General features: G+C 72.3%; 14 protein-coding genes, 1 tRNA gene, 1 other RNA gene and 1 pseudogene. 12 read left to right on the top strand and 5 right to left on the bottom strand.

Going from position 1 to position 17,963, the window contains the following annotated elements; all coding sequences use genetic code 11:
• Positions 1 to 76: 76 nt before the first annotated feature.
• A complete protein-coding gene (locus ABZ951_RS07515; protein ID WP_344095645.1) occupies positions 77 to 259 on the top strand; it encodes a hypothetical protein in 183 nt (60 codons plus the stop codon).
• A gap of 1,401 nt (positions 260 to 1,660) precedes the next feature.
• On the opposite strand, the gene ABZ951_RS07510 is transcribed toward ABZ951_RS07515, so the two are convergent.
• Positions 1,661 to 1,745 (bottom strand) — tRNA-Ser (locus ABZ951_RS07510).
• Between the two features lie 99 nt (positions 1,746 to 1,844).
• Between ABZ951_RS07510 and ffs the strand changes: the two genes are divergently transcribed.
• The 5 genes from ffs (at position 1,845) to ABZ951_RS07485 (ending at position 6,189) form a co-directional block, all read left to right on the top strand.
• An RNA gene (ffs, locus tag ABZ951_RS07505) (signal recognition particle sRNA small type) lies at positions 1,845 to 1,939 on the top strand.
• A 99-nt stretch (positions 1,940 to 2,038) separates the two neighbouring features.
• Positions 2,039 to 4,291, top strand: coding sequence for a DNA polymerase III subunit gamma and tau (locus ABZ951_RS07500; protein WP_361279356.1), 2,253 nt, complete (start codon positions 2,039 to 2,041; stop codon positions 4,289 to 4,291).
• 194 nt (positions 4,292 to 4,485) lie between these two features.
• Positions 4,486 to 4,827: a YbaB/EbfC family nucleoid-associated protein gene (locus tag ABZ951_RS07495; protein WP_344089407.1), complete on the top strand. Its 342-nt coding sequence runs from the start codon at positions 4,486 to 4,488 to the stop codon at positions 4,825 to 4,827.
• A 113-nt stretch (positions 4,828 to 4,940) separates the two neighbouring features.
• Positions 4,941 to 5,540, top strand: a complete 600-nt coding sequence (recR, locus tag ABZ951_RS07490; RefSeq protein WP_344089408.1) for a recombination mediator RecR — start codon at positions 4,941 to 4,943, stop codon at positions 5,538 to 5,540.
• Positions 5,533 to 6,189 carry a DUF5063 domain-containing protein gene (locus ABZ951_RS07485; RefSeq protein ID WP_344089409.1) on the top strand — a complete coding sequence of 219 codons (657 nt, stop codon included), beginning with the start codon at positions 5,533 to 5,535 and terminating at the stop codon, positions 6,187 to 6,189. Before recR ends, ABZ951_RS07485 begins: the two co-directional genes overlap by 8 nt.
• Positions 6,190 to 6,282: 93 nt before the next feature.
• Here the strand turns inward: ABZ951_RS07485 and ABZ951_RS07480 are convergent, their stop codons facing one another.
• Entirely contained in the window at positions 6,283 to 7,095 is an 813-nt protein-coding gene (locus ABZ951_RS07480; protein ID WP_344089410.1) for a hypothetical protein, read from the bottom strand.
• A 307-nt stretch (positions 7,096 to 7,402) separates the two neighbouring features.
• Here ABZ951_RS07480 and ABZ951_RS07475 point away from each other — a divergent pair, with 307 nt between their 5' ends.
• The 5 genes and pseudogenes from ABZ951_RS07475 to ABZ951_RS07455 form a co-directional block, all read left to right on the top strand.
• Positions 7,403 to 8,674 carry an aspartate kinase gene (locus ABZ951_RS07475; protein WP_344089411.1) on the top strand — a complete coding sequence of 424 codons (1,272 nt, stop codon included), beginning with the start codon at positions 7,403 to 7,405 and terminating at the stop codon, positions 8,672 to 8,674.
• The gene (locus ABZ951_RS07470) at positions 8,671 to 9,777 is read left to right on the top strand and encodes an aspartate-semialdehyde dehydrogenase (RefSeq protein ID WP_344089412.1); all 1,107 of its coding nucleotides are present in this window, start codon (positions 8,671 to 8,673) and stop codon (positions 9,775 to 9,777) included. Before ABZ951_RS07475 ends, ABZ951_RS07470 begins: the two co-directional genes overlap by 4 nt.
• Positions 9,778 to 10,052: 275 nt before the next feature.
• Entirely contained in the window at positions 10,053 to 10,712 is a 660-nt protein-coding gene (locus ABZ951_RS07465) for a SigE family RNA polymerase sigma factor (protein WP_344089413.1), read from the top strand.
• A complete protein-coding gene (locus ABZ951_RS07460) occupies positions 10,709 to 11,905 on the top strand; it encodes a hypothetical protein (RefSeq protein WP_344089414.1) in 1,197 nt (398 codons plus the stop codon). The genes ABZ951_RS07465 and ABZ951_RS07460 overlap by 4 nt, the downstream gene beginning before the upstream one ends.
• A gap of 80 nt (positions 11,906 to 11,985) precedes the next feature.
• Positions 11,986 to 12,765: pseudogene (locus ABZ951_RS07455) on the top strand (SURF1 family protein); the annotation flags it as partial.
• Here ABZ951_RS07455 and ABZ951_RS07450 read toward each other — a convergent pair.
• The 3 genes from ABZ951_RS07450 to ABZ951_RS07440 all read right to left on the bottom strand — a co-directional run bounded on the left by ABZ951_RS07450 (position 12,752) and on the right by ABZ951_RS07440 (position 16,541).
• Positions 12,752 to 14,665, bottom strand: a complete 1,914-nt coding sequence (locus tag ABZ951_RS07450) for a prolyl oligopeptidase family serine peptidase (protein WP_344089466.1) — start codon at positions 14,663 to 14,665, stop codon at positions 12,752 to 12,754. The pseudogene ABZ951_RS07455 and the gene ABZ951_RS07450 overlap by 14 nt on opposite strands.
• Positions 14,666 to 14,861: 196 nt before the next feature.
• Positions 14,862 to 15,614 (bottom strand): SDR family oxidoreductase, encoded by a 753-nt coding sequence (locus ABZ951_RS07445; RefSeq protein WP_344089415.1) that lies wholly within the window; start codon positions 15,612 to 15,614, stop codon positions 14,862 to 14,864.
• Positions 15,615 to 15,653: 39 nt separating this feature from the next.
• Positions 15,654 to 16,541, bottom strand: coding sequence for a phenylalanine 4-monooxygenase (locus ABZ951_RS07440; RefSeq protein ID WP_344089416.1), 888 nt, complete (start codon positions 16,539 to 16,541; stop codon positions 15,654 to 15,656).
• Between the two features lie 148 nt (positions 16,542 to 16,689).
• On the opposite strand from ABZ951_RS07440, the gene ABZ951_RS07435 reads away from it, so the two are divergent.
• Positions 16,690 to 17,895, top strand: a complete 1,206-nt coding sequence (locus tag ABZ951_RS07435) for a serine hydrolase domain-containing protein (protein ID WP_344089417.1) — start codon at positions 16,690 to 16,692, stop codon at positions 17,893 to 17,895.
• Positions 17,896 to 17,963: the final 68 nt, after the last annotated feature.

Raw genomic sequence — 17,963 nt, 5'->3', positions numbered from 1 at the left:
GTGGGGAACGGTGCAGGAGCCGGTAGAGCCCGGTCCGTTGGTGATCACGGCGGATGAAGTCGTATGCGTCGATGGGATGTCCAGGATCCTCGCCCAGCGGGCACAGGGCGAACGGCTGGGCTCGCTGGCGTACCGGCTGGGCCTGCTGGACCACGTGCGCCAGGTACGTCAGCGTGGGCGCCAGCGAGCGAGCCCTCGCGTCCAGACCGCAGTGAGCGAGCAGTTGGGTCTGTTCGGGACGCGGGGGACTGCCCGGTGAAGCGCCATCGTGATGAGTCCGTCGCCTTCTCCGCCGTGTTCGGACTTCCGGCGGAGGTGGGGATGCGCATGGCGGCGGACGCGCTGAGCCTGGGGCTGAGCACGGCGTACACGCGGGCGAGAAGTGGTGAATTTCCGTGTCCTCTAAGGAAAGTCGGGTGCCGGTACGTCGTGCGGCTGACGGACCTGATGCGGGCTCTCGGAATCCAGGACGTGCGCGTGCACTACGACGACTTCGAAGCGGGTGCGCGCATCGCGAGTGGTCGGTCCGACACCTGGCACTGAACAGGGGAGGGACCGGGGTGGCGCATGGGATGAGCCGTGCACCACCCCGGCCCGTCCCACGCCGTTGCTCCGGCAGCCGGACCCCGTTCACGGCGGCGTCGATGGCGGGACGGAACTCGTTCCACTGGGCGCTCGGTACGGACAGGTAGATCACGTACTGGGTCCCGTCGGAGGTGATGAACGCCGGTTCCGCCGCGTAGAGCGCGTACGCGGCCCTTGAACGTGAACTCCCAGTACTCCGCGCTGTCCCGGAAGGTCGTTTCGTCCATCCGTATCCGCTTCTAGCCCGGGGTGGTCGCGCCGGGTCTGGGCCTCGGTCTCACGCCAGTGCCGGAGCGGGTCAGCCCCGGCATGGCGACGTCGACCCGGCCCGCTAGCTCGGTGGGGCCGATGTAGACGACCTCGTTGTCGGGCCGCTCCTGGGGGCCCAGCGGCTCGGGCGGGAACGAAAAGACCTTGGTGGCCCTCCTTCGGCCGATATCCGGCGGGCGACGGGGGCTGGGGCGAGACGCTTTTAGGGTCCGGTGCGAGGCGTCGGCCTTCGGCAGGGCGGCGGAGGGGGCGTCGCCCGGGCCGCAGCACGACGCCCGCCGTCACGGAGGCGGTGAGGGCCACCACTAGGACCGCCAGGCAGTACGCCGACGGCGCCCGCCCTTCCGTTCGATAGCGGGAGGCTAGTCCCCTTCGCCGGAACGTGTGGCGACGGCCGGGAACGCGTTCGCGAGCACTCGCGTACGTTCCCGCCGGGTGGGCTGATCGTCGGACCCGCTTGCTCCGGTGCTGCCCGCCCGTGTTCCCTCCCACTGCGGTGCGGTCCGGCAGGAACGTGGCCCGGATCACGATCATGCCCTCGGCGGGGGTCCTTCACGAGCAAGCTGTCGATCACTTGGGTCAGGTCCCCGGTGCGACGCAGCGGATCATACGGGTCCGTGGCGATGGCCACAGGTCGCTCGTGGTACCGGGCTCGACTATGCCGCTCCGGAAACGTTCGGGGCGGGGTGGACCGACCCCACGAGCTCGCCGAGCAAGGAAGAGTGCCGTTCTCATCTGACGTCGGAGACATGTGCGGAAAAACGACGAAGGCCCGGACCGTCGAGCGGTCCGGGCCTTCTGCCTGCGGAGGATACGAGATTCGAACTCGTGAGGGGTTGCCCCCAACACGCTTTCCAAGCGTGCGCCCTAGGCCACTAGGCGAATCCTCCGCGGCAAACAATACAAGACGTTGAGGGGTGCTCGCGAACGCCTTCTCCGGAGGTGGGGGAGGGGGCACGAGCACCGCCCGGGATCGGCTAGGCTGAGGGCAAGCCCCTCACGTGGCGCTATCTCACCGAACTCCCCCAGGGCCGGAAGGCAGCAAGGGTAAGTGGGCTCTGGCGGGTGCGTGGGGGGCCCTTGTGTTTCCCGGGGCGTGCTCGGGCGGGGCCGGGCCGGGGTCGGCAGTGATCGGGATTGTGATCGAGACCACTTGTCAGTGCGGCCCGATAACCTCGTAGGCGTGTCGTCCCTCGCGCTCTACCGCCGCTACCGCCCCGAGTCCTTCGCCGAGGTCATCGGGCAGGAGCATGTCACCACCCCGTTGCAGCAGGCGCTGCGCAACAACAGGGTCAATCACGCGTATCTGTTCAGCGGGCCGCGAGGCTGTGGCAAGACCACCAGCGCGCGCATCCTCGCCCGCTGTCTGAACTGCGAGCAGGGCCCCACCCCCACCCCGTGCGGTGCGTGCCAGTCCTGCCAGGACCTCGCGCGCAACGGCCGCGGCTCCATCGACGTCATCGAGATCGACGCCGCGTCCCACGGTGGCGTGGACGACGCCCGTGACCTGCGCGAGAAGGCGTTCTTCGGGCCCGCCTCCAGCCGCTACAAGATCTACATCATCGACGAGGCGCACATGGTCACCTCGGCGGGCTTCAACGCCCTGCTGAAGGTGGTCGAGGAGCCGCCGGAGCACCTCAAGTTCATCTTCGCGACCACCGAGCCCGAGAAGGTCATCGGCACGATCCGGTCGCGTACGCACCACTACCCCTTCCGGCTCGTCCCCCCGGGCACCCTCCGCGACTACCTGGGCGAGGTCTGCGGGCAGGAGAAGATCCCCGTCGAGGACGGCGTGCTGCCGCTCGTCGTCCGGGCCGGCGCCGGCTCCGTGCGTGACTCGATGTCCGTGATGGACCAGCTGCTGGCCGGTGCCGCCGAGGACGGTGTGACGTACGCCATGGCGACGTCCCTCCTCGGGTACACGGAGGGCTCCCTTCTCGACGCCGTGATCGACTCCTTCGCGGCGGCCGACGGCGCCGCGGCCTTCGAGGTCGTCGACCGCGTCATCGAGGGCGGCAACGACCCGCGCCGTTTCGTCGCGGACCTGCTGGAACGGCTGCGCGACCTCGTGATCCTCGCCGCCGTGCCCGACGCCGTGGAGAAGGGGCTCATCGACGCCCCCGTCGACGTCGTGGAGCGGATGCAGGCCCAGGCGTCCGTCTTCGGCGCCGCCGAGCTCAGCCGCGCCGCCGACCTGGTCAACGAGGGCCTGACCGAGATGCGCGGCGCGACCTCCCCGCGCCTCCAGCTGGAGCTGATCTGCGCTCGGGTGCTGCTGCCCGCCGCCTTCGACGACGAGCGTTCCGTCCGCGCCCGGCTCGACAGGCTGGAGCGGGGCGCCGCCGCCGGGCTGACGGCCGCCCCGCAGGCCGCTTACGTACCCGCCGGGCCGCAAGCGCCCGCTCCGGCCGGGTACGCGCCCGGCCCCGACGCCCACGGGGGCCCCGCCGGCCTCTCCGGCCCGGAAGCCGCGCGCGCCGCGGTCTCCGGCGGCCGGCCCGCCCCCGCCGAGGCCCCGGCAGCGCCCGCCCCCGCGGCCCAGGCCCCCGCCCCGGCCGCCGCACCCGCGGCCCCGGCACCCCAGCCGGGCGCCTGGCCGGGCGCGAGCACCCCGGCGGCACCCCCCGCAGCCCCGGCCCCCGCCGCACCCGCACCCGCGGCCCCCGCCCCGGCTCCCGCCGCCAAGGCCGGCGCCTGGCCCACCGCCACCGCGCCCGGCTCGGGCCAGCAGCAGAGCCCCGCCGCCGGAGCCTGGCCGTCCGCCGCCGTCCCCGGCACCCCGGCCGCGGCTCCCGCCCCGGCCCGGCCCGCCGCGCCCACCCCCCAGGCCGCCGCCCCGCAGCCCTCCGGCGACCCCTCCCAGGTCCGCCAGATGTGGCCGAACATCCTGGAGGCGGTCAAGAACCGCCGACGTTTCACGTGGATCGTCCTCAGCCAGAACGCCGACATCGTCGGCTTCGACGGCACCACCCTCCAGGTCGGCTTCGCCAACCCCGGAGCGCGTGACAGCTTCGCCAACAGCGGCAGCGAAGAGGTCCTCCGCCAGGCGATCACCGACGCGCTCAACGTCCAGTGGAAGATCGAGCTCGTCGTCGCCCCCGGCGGAGGCGGCGCCGCTCCGGCCGCCGGCGGCTTCGGCGGCGGCTTCGGCGGCGGCCAGAGCGCCCCGCCCGTCGCGTACAGCCCGCCCCCCGCCCACCGCCCGCAGACCCCCGCGGCGCCGCCCGCCGCCGCCCCCGCGGCTCCGGCGGAGCCCCGCCAGGCGCCGCCCGCGCCGTCGCAGGCGTACCGGGAGCCCGAGCCGCCCGTCGTCTCCCCCGAGGACGACATGCCCGCCGAGGACGACGCGGATCTCGTCGAATCCGCCCTGACCGGCTACGACCTCATCGTGCGGGAGCTGGGAGCGACCGTCATCGAGGAGATCCCGAACGAGTAGCCGGCCCGGCACGGCCCGTCGCGGGCGGCCGGGTGCCGCGGGGCACCCGGCGAGCAGCCGTGCGGGCGCGGGCCCGGTGCGCCGCACGCGCCCCTGGACGCTCCCGCGGTTCTTTCCCCGGCATGGGGCGCCGCGAGCGGCGACCACGTAGGCTCGGGCTACCGAAACAGTCGTCGACAGCCAGGAGCGAACACGTGATCCCCGGTGGCGGTCAGCCCAACATGCAGCAGCTGCTTCAGCAGGCCCAGAAGATGCAGCAGGACCTCGCCGCGGCCCAGGAAGAACTCGCGCGGACCCCGGTCGAAGGCACCGCCGGCGGCGGCCTCGTCACGGCCACGGTCACGGGCGCGGGCGAGCTCCAGGCCCTGGTCATCGACCCCAAGGCGGTGGACCCCGAGGACACCGAGACCCTCGCGGACCTCGTCCTGGCCGCCGTGCGCGACGCCAACGCGTCCGCCCAGCAGCTCCAGGCGCAGAAGCTCGGCCCGCTGGCCCAGGGCCTGGGCGGCGGCGGCATCCCCGGCCTGCCGTTCTGACCAGGCCCCGGCCGGTCTGAGCCGGGTTCCGCCGGGCCCGCACGGGCCCGGCGCCCGACAGCCCCACCCCGGCGCCCGACAACCCCACACAGCGCAGAAGGAGAACCCGATCCGTGTATGAAGGCGTGGTCCAGGACCTCATCGACGAACTGGGCAGGCTGCCCGGCGTCGGTCCCAAGAGCGCGCAGCGGATCGCCTTCCACATCCTCCAGGCCGAGCCGGCCGACGTCCGCCGGCTCGCCCACGCGCTGACCGAGGTCAAGGCCAAGGTCCGGTTCTGCGCCGTCTGCGGCAATGTCGCCCAGGACGAGCGCTGCCGGGTCTGCCTCGACCCGCGCCGCGACCTCGCGGTGATCTGTGTGGTGGAGGAGTCCAAGGACGTCGTCGCGATCGAGCGGACGCGAGAGTTCCGCGGCCGCTACCACGTACTCGGCGGGGCGATCAGCCCCATCGAAGGCGTCGGCCCGGACGACTTGCGGATCCGGGAGCTGCTCGCGCGGCTCGCGGACGGCACCGTCACCGAGCTGATCCTCGCCACAGACCCCAACCTGGAAGGGGAGGCCACGGCCACGTACCTCGCGCGCATGGTGAAGCCCATGGGTTTGAAGGTCACGCGGCTGGCCAGTGGTCTTCCCGTGGGTGGCGACCTTGAATACGCCGACGAGGTCACGCTCGGGCGTGCCTTCGAAGGGAGACGACTTCTCGATGTCTGACGCAACGCTGCACGACGCCAAGCGCGATCCTGACGACTTCGCGGTCCAGATCGCGGACTCGGTCGAGAGCTTCATCGTCGCCGTCGCCGAGGTGTCCCGTGGCGACGAGCCCGACAGTGCCGTGCCCTTCCTGCTGCTGGAGATCTCCCAGCTGCTCCTGACCGGCGGCCGGCTCGGCGCCCACGAGGACTTCCTCCCCGACGAGCGGTACGAGCCGGACGTCGGCCCGGAGCCCGACGTGGACGAGCTGCGCGAGCGGTTCGCCGTCCTCCTGGACCCGGTGGACGTCTACTCGGAGGTCTTCGACCCCTACGTGCCGCGCAGCGCGCCCGTCGCCTGCCGGATCTCCGACGACCTCGCCGACATCATCACCGACCTCCGCCACGGCATGGCGCACTACCGCGACGGCCGCGTCAGCGAGGCCCTGTGGTGGTGGCAGTTCTCCTACCTCTCCAACTGGGGCCCGACCGCCTCGGCCGCGCTCCGGGCGCTGCAGTCGCTGGTCGCCCACGTCCGCCTCGACCAGCCGCTCGGTGAGCTCGACGGCCTCGACACCGACGCCGACGCCACGGACGAGCAGCTGGCGGAGGAGGCCGGGAAGGTCATGGCCGCGGAGATCGCCGGTCCGCTGGGCCTGCGGTCGGTCTAGGGCCTGCGGTCGGTCTAGGGCCTGCGGTCGGTCTAGGGCCTGCGGTTGGTCTAGGCCGCCTCCGGTCCGCGCCCGCGGGCCCTGGGCGGTGGGTCAGCCCTGGCAGTTGGTGACGGTGCCGCCCAGACGGTTGTCGGCCTTGCAGGTGTTCAGACCGGCGCCGCCGTCGACCTGCGACTGCGGGCCGAGCGTGAGGACGGTGTCGTTCAGCCCGCGGATGATGTCGTCGTCGGCGTCCCCGTGGAGGGCGCCGATCAGGGGCTGTGCGGTGGTGTCCGCCTCGATGACGTCCTCCCCGGCGCCTCCCCGCACCGAGCCGGGTGTGGCCGCGCCGCCCAGGGGGCCGGTGCGGATGATGTCGTGCCCCGCGCCCCCTTCGACGCCGGCCCCCTGGGCCCCCTGGTCGTCGACCCTGCCGACGGTGATCTCGTCGTCGCCGTCGCTGCCGCGGACGGTGCCCCCGGCGACGCCGCCCGCGGTGACGGTGTCGTCCCCCGCGCCGCCGTCGATCTCACCGGCGACGCCGCCGTCGCCCTGACCGGTCACGACGATCTCGTCGTCGCCCTCGTCCCCGTGCACCCGGCCCTTCGACTGCTCGCCGCGGGCGACGCGGGCCACGCTGAGGGTGTCATCGCCGCCGAGGCCGCGGACCAGTCCGTGGAGCTCGGCGGTGATCTCGATGAAGTCGCCCTGTCCGGTGCCGGTGACGACGTCGTCCGGGCCCAGACTCTGGGTGCAGACGATGTGATCGCCGCCGCCGGGGATGGCGCTGCGCGTGCAGCCCGCCGGGTCGGCGGCGGGGTCCGCGGCGGTGGCGGCGGGTGCGAGCCAGGCCGTCCCGGCGAGCAGGAGGCCGCTGGAGAGGGTGCCGGCCGCGAGGGCCGCTAAGCGGGGTCTGATGGCCATTGCTGGTGTCCTCCGCATGCGTATGAGGGCTCCGGAAGGTCTTCCGGCCCGCCTCAGCGTCCTCGTACGCCCCGGCCGGTACAAGGACGGAAACCGGCCCGGGCCGTGACCCGGCTCACGATCCGTGTGCCCGGCCCGCTCCTGGGCAGGGAGGATCAAGGAAGGGCACGGTGCGACGGCGCACCGGGCCGATCATGGATCGATCATGAAGCGGGCGTCGCGTCTCACCATCCGGTATCGGCATGGCTGATTCCGGCCGCTCGTTAGACTGAGTCGACCGCATTACACATAGTTGCGAGGAGCGCACGTGGGCCTTGTCGTGCAGAAGTACGGAGGCTCCTCCGTTGCCGATGCCGAAGGCATCAAGCGGGTTGCCAAGCGAATCGTGGAAGCCAAGAAGAACGGCCACCGTGTGGTCGTCGTGGTTTCCGCGATGGGCGACACGACGGACGAGTTGATCGACCTCGCCGGGCAGGTTTCGCCGATCCCTGCCGGGCGCGAGTTCGACATGCTGCTGACCGCCGGAGAGCGGATCTCCATGGCGCTGCTGGCGATGGCGATCAAAAACCTCGGGCACGAGGCACAGTCGTTCACCGGCAGCCAGGCCGGAGTCATCACCGACTCGGTCCACAACAAAGCGCGCATCATCGATGTCACGCCGGGCCGGATCCAGCAGTCCGTCGACGCGGGCAACATCGCGATCGTGGCCGGTTTCCAGGGTGTGTCCCAGGACAAGAAGGACATCACCACCCTGGGGCGGGGCGGCAGCGACACGACCGCCGTCGCACTGGCCGCCGCGCTGAACGCCGAGGTGTGCGAGATCTACACCGATGTCGACGGGGTGTTCACCGCCGACCCGCGGGTCGTGAAGAAGGCCCGCAAGATCGATTGGATCTCGTTCGAGGACATGCTGGAGCTGGCGAGCTCCGGCTCCAAGGTGCTGCTGCACCGCTGTGTCGAATACGCACGCCGTTACAACATCCCGATCCACGTGCGCTCGTCCTTCTCCGGGCTCCAGGGCACCTGGGTCAGCAACGAACCGCGAGGGGACCAGCCGATGGAGCAGGCGATCATTTCGGGGGTTGCCCACGACACGTCCGAGGCCAAGGTCACGGTCGTCGGGGTGCCCGACAAGCCGGGCGAGGCCGCGACGATCTTCCGGGCCATCTCGGACGCGCAGATCAACATCGACATGATCGTGCAGAACGTCTCGGCGGCCTCCACGGGGCTGACGGACATCTCCTTCACGCTCCCGAAGACCGAGGGCCGCAAGGCCATCGAGGCGCTGGAGCGGACGCGCACGGGCGTCGGCTTCGACTCGCTGCGCTACGACGACCAGATCGCGAAGATCTCCCTGGTCGGCGCGGGCATGAAGACCAACCCGGGCGTCACGGCGTCGTTCTTCGAGGCCCTGTCGAACGCGGGGGTGAACATCGAGCTCATCTCGACCTCCGAGATCCGCATCTCGGTGGTCACGCGCGCCGACGATGTGAACGAGGCCGTCCGGGCGGTACACACCGCCTTCGGCCTGGACAGCGAGAGCGACGAGGCTGTCGTCTACGGCGGCACCGGGCGATGACCGAAGGCTGTGCGGCCCGTACGTCCGCCGCCCCGGCGGAGACGGCGGGCCGCAGGCCGACCCTCGCCGTCGTCGGCGCCACGGGCGTCGTCGGAACGGTACTGCTGGAGATCCTTTCCCAGCGGGAGGACGTCTGGGGCGAGATCCGCCTCGTGGCGTCCGCCCGCTCGGCCGGCCGGAAGCGAGCCGTCCGGGGCGCGGAGACCGAGGTCCTCGCGCTGAGCGAGGACGTGTTCGAGGGCGTCGACGTCGCGATGTTCGACGTGCCGGACGAGATCTCCGCCCGCTGGGCACCCATCGCGGTCGCCAAGGGCGCGGTCGTGGTGGACAACTCGGCCGTCTTCCGGATGGATCCGGATGTTCCACTCGTGGTCCCCGAGATCAACGCGCACGCGGCGCGGGTGCGGCCGCGGGGCGTCATCGCCAACCCCGACTGCACCACCCTGTCGATGATCGTCGCGGTGGGCGCGCTGCACGCGGAGTTCGGGCTCAGCGAGCTGATCGTCTCCTCGTACCAGGCGGCGTCGGGCGCGGGCCGGGCCGGCGTCGACACCCTCCGGGCGCAGCTCGCCGCCGTGGCCGGTACGGAGCTGGGCGGGCAGCCCGGTGACGTGCGACGGGCGGTCGGCGACGGCACCGGGCCGTTCCCGGCGCCGCTGGCGCTGAACGTGGTGCCGTGGGCGGGTGCGCTGCGGGAGGACGGCTGGTCCTCCGCGGAGCTGACGGTCCGCGAGGAGTCCCGCAAGATCCTGGGGCTGCCGGAGCTCAGGGTCGCCGCGACCTGTGTGCGCGTGCCCGTCGTCACCACGCATTCGGTGACCGTGCACGCGCGGTTCGAGAACGAGGTGACGGTGGCGCAGGCCCACGAGATCCTGGCCAACGCGCCGGGCGTCGTGCTCGTCGACAATCCCGCCGCCGGAGAATTCCCCACACCCGCCGACGCGGTGGGCACCGACCCGACCTGGGTGGGGCGGGTGCGGCGCTCGATGGACGACCCCACCGCGCTCGAACTCTTCGTGTGCGGTGACAATCTGCGCAAGGGTGCGGCCCTCAACATCGCCCAGATCGCTGAATTCGTGGCGGCGGAGCTGACCACTCCCTAATCTGGGGGAATCGTGGAGGTCCTGTGATCAAGTCGTTGGTCCAGACCTCTTGAGCTGGGCAGACGGTGTGATCGACTATTTCACTCCCCGTCCCCTGCAACCGGCAGCCGGGCGGGGAGCGTCTTTGTCGCCGTCTCTCGCGAGCGGTGCCAAAACCGGGGCATTGAGGAAGAGCTGGTACGCATGAGGGCATATGACGCACCGTCACGCGGCGCATCGTCAAACGGGGTGCCCCCCGCGTACAACCCTGACGGGGGGAAGCGTGTCCAACAGGCGTGGCAGAGGTCATCAGCATCGCAACCGCCCCGCGGCGTGGCAGCAGCGCAGTGCGTCCACGGGCCCGCACGGCGGGCGGCATGCCGGTGATCGCTCCCTGGCCGACCACCCGTCCCGCCTCCCAGCTCCCCCCGCAGCGTGGGGACGCTGAGGAGGCAATGGCAGCGGGCACCACAGTCGACCACCTCACCGAGACCTACCGCGCCCACTACCGGTCGCTGCTCGGCCTCGCCGCGCTGCTCCTCGACGACACGGCCTCCTGCGAGGATGTGGTGCAGGAAGCGTTCATACGGGTGCATTCCGCACGCAACCGGGTCCGGGAGCCGGAGAAGACCCTCGCCTATTTGAGGCAGACTGTCGTCAACTTGTCCCGTTCCGCGCTCCGCCGCCGCATCCTCGGGCTGAAGCTTCTCTCCAAGCCGATGCCCGACATGGCGAGCGCCGAGGAGGGCGCGTACGAACAGCTGGAGCGCGACCAATTGATCACTGCGATGCGCGGACTGCAGCGCCGCCAGCGTGAGGTCCTCGTCCTCCGCTACTTCGCCGACATGACCGAGGCCCAGGTCGCCGAGACCCTGGGCCTCTCGCTCGGGTCCGTCAAGGCATACGGATCCCGGGGCATAGCCGCCCTCCGTATCGCCATGGAGGCCCCGGCATGAGCCACGAGCACCCCGACGGCCCCGGCCCCTTCCCCGCCGGCGGCCGTACTTCCGCCGATGGCCGTACCTCCGCCGACGGGCCGTCCGCCGGTGGTGCCGGTTCCGCCGGCTCCGGCATGCCCTCGTGCTCCTCCGGCCCCGCCCGTCCCTCCCGTGAGGGGCGCCCGTCCGCCGGCGGGCCGCCCTCCTTCGACGAGGAAGCCCTGCGGCAGCTGCTCCAGGGCGCCGTCGGCGAGCTCGAGCCGGCCACCGACGCCTTGGAGCACTTGCGGCGTGCCGTCCCGGCGCGCCGCGCCCGCCGCAGGCAGGCCGTCGTGGGCGTGGCCGCCGCCGTGATCCTCGGAGGCACGGCCCTGCCCGCCGTCCTGCACGTCGCCACCACCGGGGACGCGGCTGACGAGCGGGCCGCCAACGCCGCCAGCAGCCAGCGCACCGAGGAGAAGGACACCGGCCCCGGGGACGAGAGCGGGCCCGACGAGGACGTGCGGCCCGAGGAGAAGACGAAGGACCGCCGGGAGGAGAAGGCCGAGGACCGCAAGGAGGAGGGCCGCAAGGCCAACGAACCCAAGCCCTCCGGCGCACCGGCCGGCAGCGCCCCCGACCCCACCAGCACCTTCGCCCCCGTCTCGCCCACCTGCGACCGCGACCAGCTCGGCAACGGCACGGGCAGCGTCCGCGCGGCCGACAAGGACGGCAAGGTCTACGGCGCCTTCCGCGTCGTCAACGTCTCCCGCACCGTCTGCACGGTCGCCGGGCCGGGGACGGTCGCCGTCAGCGCGCGCGGCAGCGCCGACAACACCCGGGTCTCCGTCGTGGACCACACCCAGGGCGACGCCGCCACCGGGCTGCCCAGCCCCACCACCGAGCCCGGCGATGTGATCCTCCAGCCCGGCCAGGCCTACGAGGTGAAGTTCGCCTGGATCCCCGCGTCCGACGGCGAGCGCAACGGCTGCCCCAAGAACACCGTCGCCCCCAGCCCGACCCCGGACGGCAGTGCCGCGGCCGCGCCCGCCACGACCAAGGCCGAGCAGTCCCCCCGCCCCGTCGAGGGCTCCCCGCCGCCGCAGCCGCCGAGCGTCGTCGTCAGCCACACCCCGGACGTCGGCGAGCCCGCCGTCGCCGACACGAAGATCGACGACGCCTGCGCCGGCACCGTCTACCGCACGGGCCCGGTCGTCGCCCCCGCCTCCTGACCCTCGACCGCCGCCGGCGACCTCTCTTCGAGCCGCGGCCCGGTGGCCGACGGGGGAGGAGGTGCCCGTACCGTGGGGGTGTGTATCGGTTCCTGCGGACTCCCCGCTGGTGGGGGATCAACGTCTTCGCCGTGTTGTCCATCCCGGTGTGCCTGTTCATGGGCAGCTGGCAGCTCGGCCGTTTCGAAACACGCGTCGACTCGCACCATGAGCTCCAGGCGCAGGCCGACGACGCCAAGGCGGCCGCCGCGGAACCGTTGCGCGAGCTGCTGCCGGTGAGCACCGAGACCTCCGGCCGCCGCGCCGTGGCGACCGGACGCTACGACACCGGCCACCAGCTGCTCGTCCCGGACCGGGCCCTCGGCGAGCGCCAGGGCTTCTACGTCCTGATCCTGCTGCGGACCGACGGCGGCAAGGCCCTGCCCGTCGTGCGCGGCTGGCTGCCCGGCGACGCGAACTCCAAGGCCGACACCGCCAGGATCCCCGCCCCGCCGACCGGCCACGTCTCCGTGACCGGAGCCCTCCAGGCATCGGAGAGCCCGGGCTCCAAGGGCGTGCACACCAGCGGCGGCGTGCCCCAGGGACAGCTCGGCGTCATCAGCGCGGCGTCGCTGGTGAACATCGTGCCGTACGAGATGTACGACGCGTGGATCACCGCCACCGAAGCGGAGGGCGACCTCACGCCGGTGCCGGCGGCCGCTCCCCCCAACAGCGGCTTGGACCTGAAGGCGTTCCAGAACCTCGGCTACACCGGCGAGTGGTTCGTCTTCGCGGGCTTCGTCGTCTTCATGTGGGTCCGGCTCTTCCGCCGTGAGGTCGAGGCCGCCCGTGACCTGGCCCTGGGCCTCACCCCCGATCAGCCGGCCGGTCCGGCGGGCTCTGGTGGATCCGGTGGTCCGCAAGACCCGGCAGGCCCGGAAGGTCCCGGTGGTCCGGCCCGGCCGGCCGGTCCTGACCGCTCAGCCGGTCCGGACCGCCCCGACGGCCCAGATGACGCTCCGCAAAAGCGATCTCCAGCCGGAGCTGCCTGACCCGCTCCTCCACCACCAGCGAGCCGTGCCCCGCGTCGTAGCGGTAGACCTCCAGCGGGTGGCCGCGCTCCGCCAGCCGCTCGACGTAGTTCTCGATCTGGCGGATCGGGCAGCGCGGGTCGTTCATCCCCGCCGAGATGTAGACCGGCGCACGGACCGCGTCGACGTACGTCAGCGGTGACGAGGCCGCGAAGCGCTCCGGCACCTCCTCCGGGGTACCGCCCAGCAGGGTGCGGTCCAGGGCCTTCAGCGCCTCCATCTCGTCGTGATAGGCCGTCACGTAGTCGGCGACGGGCACGGCCGCCAGGCCCAGCGCCCAGGCGTCGGGCTCCACGCCCAGGCCCAGCAGCGTCAGGTACCCGCCCCAGGAGCCGCCCGACAGCACCAGCTGCTCCGGGTCGGCGAGCCCCGAGGCGACCGCCCACTCCCGGACGGCCGCGATGTCCTCCAGCTCGATCAGCCCCACGCGGTGCTTGAGCGCGTCCGTCCACGCCCGGCCGTAGCCCGTAGAGCCCCGGTAGTTGACCCGCACGACCGCGTAGCCGTGGTCGACCCAGGCCGCGGGGCCGCCAGCGAACTCGTCGCTGTCGTGCCACGTCGGCCCGCCGTGGATGTCGAAGACCGTCGGGAAGGGCCCCTCGCCCGCCGGCTTCTGCACCAGGGCGTGCACTGTGCCGCCGGGCCCCTCCACCCAGGCGTCGGTGACCGGCACCGACTCGGGTGCCCTGCCGATGCCGCCCGGCAGCGACGGCGGTTCCAGGACGACCTGCCCGCCCGTGGACCGCACGCCCGGCGGCTTCGCGGCCGAGGACCACAGGAACTCCACCGTCCCGTCCGGGCGCGGCAGCGCGGCGGACACCGTGCCCCGCGGGGTGTCGAGGCGGGTCAGCCGGCCGTCCGCCAGGTCGTACCGCCACAGCTCGCTGCGGGCGTGGTGGCTGTGCTCGATCAGCAGCGCGGACCCGTCCGGATACCAGTCAGCGTCCAGATCGCCGGGCAGGTCGAGCGCGAGCTGCGTCTCCTCGCCCGTCGCCGCGTCCCACAGCATCGGCTCCCAGCGGCCGCGCCGCTGGTGCCCGACGAGCAGCCGGGAGTCTCCGGCCACGGGCGCGAAGCCCATGACGGCCAGGCCCAGCTCCTCGGCGCCGCCCCGGGTGTCGTCCAGCTCGGCGACGGTGGTGCCGTCCGTCGTGACGATCCGGATCGCCGAGTGCATCGCGTCGCCGTGCTCGGTGTGCTCGATGGCGATCAGGGTTCCGTCGCGGGAGAGGTCACCGACCCCGGCGGACTCCTCATGGCGGTAGATCTCCACGGGCTCCGCCCCGGGCCGGGCGACGTGGACCGTCGAGCCGCCCTTGTCCGTGGACCGGCCGACGACCGCCGTCCCGTCCCTGCCCAGGGCGAGGCCGCCCGGGTAGGAGGGATCGAGACCGGGCGTCGCCGGCTCGTCCGCCCCGCCGTGGAAGGGCTGCCGCATCCAGACGCCGAACTCGTCCCCGTCGGTGTCGGAGAACCACCAGATCCACTCGCCGTCCGGCGACAGCACCCCGCCCGTCGTGCCGTTCGGCCGGTCGGTCGCCTGGCGCTGCTCGCCCGTCGCCCGGTCCCACGCGTAGAGCTCGTAGGTGCCCGTCACGTTCGATACGAACAGTGAGCGGTCGGGGGCGTCCTCCGCCCACTTGGGCAGCCCGACCCGCGGCGCCCGGAACCTCTTTTCCCAGTCCGGCATGGCCGTCGCCGCGGCCTGCGCGCTTCGTGTGGTCCCGTCGCCCGGCCCGGACCCGTTGCTCTCAGTCATGGCCCCATTCTGCGTCGCCGCACCGACATCGTGCCGACGGGGACCACAGCCTGTGGATAACTTCCGGAGTCCGTGGATCCGAATCCGTGGTTCCGCGCTCCATGCTGCCCTTTCAGGGGGCGCCGACTCAGTAGTCCATGATCGCTCCGCAGGAGATGTTCACGGTGGCCCCGGTCATCGTCCGCGCCCGGTCCGACGCCACGAAGGCCGCCACGTCCCCGACGTCCGCCAGGGTCGCCGTCCGGTTCAGCAGCGCCGCCGCCTCCAGCGACGCCACGATCTCCTCGCGCCCCGCGAACCCCTCGGGCAGAGTCTCCGGCACACCGCCCGTCTTCAGGGTGACGAAGCGGACGCCGTGTTGACCGAGCTCGCACGCCCACTGCCGGCGCAGCCCCTCGACGGCGTCCAGGGCCACCTTGAAGCCCCCCAGGCCCGGCAGCGTGTCCGTGCTCGACCCGCCGAACGCCAGGATCACCCCGGAGCCGCTCCGGATCATGTGCGGGGCCGCGGCACTCGTGGTCAGGAACTGGGACCGCATCGCGGTCGTGACCGGCTGGGTGAAGTCGTCGACCGAGATGTCGGTCAGCGGCTTCTGGACGTCTCCGTACGAGATCAGGTTGAAGGAGATGTCGAGACGCCCGGCCCGCTCGGCCACTCCGTCGACGAACGCGCGGACCTCCCCCTCGTCCAGCGCGTCGACGCGCTCGGTCTCCGCCGCGCCACCGGCCGAGCGGATCAGGTCGGCGACCTCGTCCAGCGCGAACTGCGTCCGGCCGGCCAGGAAGACCCGGGCGCCCTCGCGGGCGAAGGCGCGGGCCACGGCGCTGCCGATCCGCCCGCCCGCCCCGTAGACCACCGCGACCTTGTTCTCCAGCAGCATGTCGTTGCGTCCTTCCGATCGGCGGGCGGCGAGGCCCGGCTAGGACCGGTCGACGGGCCTCGCGGAGGCCGCCAGCCGGACGCCGGTCTCGTCGTCGAACTTCTCCAGGAACCCGGCAAGGGTGTCGGTGAGGTGGCTCATGGACCGCGCGCCGAACAGCACCGGCTGATAGCCCGACACCCGGTACGGCGTCCCGGTCATGTCCCGCACGTCCAGCGCGCGGACCTCGCACGCGGCCAAGCGCCCGAGCTCGCCGTAGGACGAGAGCAGTGCGGCACCGTAAGCCTTGACCGCCCCGTCCTCGTGCATCACCCCGAATTCGAGGGTGAACCAGTACACCCGGCTCAGCATGTCCAGTGCCTCCTGGGTGCGCAGCCGCACGGCGGTCCGGCCGAACATCCGGTAGAGATCGCCGAAGCGGGGCGACGCCAGGTGAATGCCGTGCCCGAACACGTCGTGGATCACATCCGGTTCGGGCGTGTACAGCGGTATGGCGGGGTGGCGGACGAACTGCACGGCGTGGAAGTACCCGCGCTCCATCGAACCGAGGAACCGCCGGTTCTCCACGAAACCACCGGCGAGCGTGAACTCGAACCCCGTCAGCGGCTTCAGGCGGGCCCCGACCTCCGCGTGCTGAGGCACGTGATCCGCCGGAACGGGCGCCTCCTCCGCGGCCTCCTGAACGGCGCGGCAGGCGTGCTCACGGTGTGCGACGACCAGCGCGGTATGGACCGTGCGCCACGTCGCGTGCTCCTCCTCGGTGTACGCGACGTCCGGCGACGGATCGCCCACCCGGTGCCCGCGGGCCAGCCTGACCAGCGCGTCCCGCCGCTCCAGGTACCGGCCGTCACACCGCCCGGGATGCTGCGCCGCCGGCCCGAGGCGGCCCCCGGGGGTCACCGGCGTCCGCTCCCACACATCACTCATGAAACACAGGGTGCCCAGGTGCACGCGAACGGTAACCCGCACCTCGGACACCGTGGACCGGGGAGTTTTCACCATGGTCAGCCCCACCACCCCGTTGATTGGCTTGTCACCGGCGGCCCGCACGGGGCCGGGGAAGTGAGGACGGGCGATGCGCGGGTACAGGCGGACGGGCCGTTGGGCGAGGGCGGGCCTGGTCGTGGCCACGGTGGTGGCCGGGATCGCGGCGGCCCCGCAGGTGAGCGCCACCGACACCGGTGACCGCGGGCGCTACGGCCGCAGCGCGCTCGAAGCGGATGTGCACGAGGTCAGGAAGGCCGGCGGCGACGTCAACGTCCTCGCCGAGGTGGACACCGGCCGCGGCACGCTCCGCGCCCGGTCCACGGCCGGGGGACAGGTGCCGTGGGACGCGCGCTTCCGGGCGGCGAGCACCACCAAGACCTTCACCTCCGCCGTCGCGCTCCAGCTCGCCGCCGAAGGCAGGCTGTCCCTGGAGGACACCGTGGAGAAGTGGCTGCCCGGCGTCGTCTCGGGCAACGGCAACGACGGCACCAGAATCACTGTCCGGGACCTGCTCCAGCAGACCAGCGGACTGTTCGACTACGTGGACGACCCCGAGCTCGCCCGGGCCCTCGCCGAGAACTTCGAGAAGCACCGCTACGACACCACCCCGGCCCACGAGTGGGTCAGGACCGCCATGCGCCACCGGCCCCACTTCACCCCCGACCGCCACCGGCCCCGCTGGGCCTACTCCAACACCAACTACCTTCTCGCCGGAATGATCATCGAGAAGGCGGGCGGCCTCCCCTGGCGGGAACAGGTCGAACACCGCATCGTCGCCCCGCTTGGCCTACGGAGCACCTACGTCACCGGCGCCGACCCGTTCCTGCCCGGCCCCCACGCCACCGTCTTCCTGCGCACCCCCGGCGGCGGCCGGCTGGATGTGACCGAGCACACGCTCCAGCACACCGCCGACTCGGCCGTCGTGAGCACCACCGCGGACCTCAACACCTTCTTCCGCGCCCTGATCACCGGCAAGCTGCTCCCGAAGGCCCAACTGAAGGAGATGCAGCGCACGGTGGCCCGCACGGGCGACACCGACGACCTCGCGGAATGGCCGCAGGGCGGCTACGGCCTCGGTATCCGCTGGGTGCCCCTGTCCTGCGGCGGCGGCTACTGGCACCACGAGGGCGACGGATTCGGCTCGTACACCCGCACCGGCGTCACCCCGGACGGCACCCGGTCGGTGGTCGTGTCGATCACCAGCGCGGGCGGCACCCCCGATCTGGGCCCCTTCAACAAGGCCACCCGGGGCCTCGTCGACCGTGCCCTGTGCGCCGACGGCACGCGGCGGTAGAGGAGGACTCGCGGGCCCGTCGGATCCCGGACACGCAGAAGGCCCATTCGCGTGATGCGAATGGGCCT

Source organism: Streptomyces sp. NPDC046215 (assembly GCF_040646215.1).
Classification (GTDB): domain Bacteria; phylum Actinomycetota; class Actinomycetes; order Streptomycetales; family Streptomycetaceae; genus Streptomyces; species Streptomyces stramineus.
This window is presented reverse-complemented; position numbering and strand designations above follow the sequence as displayed.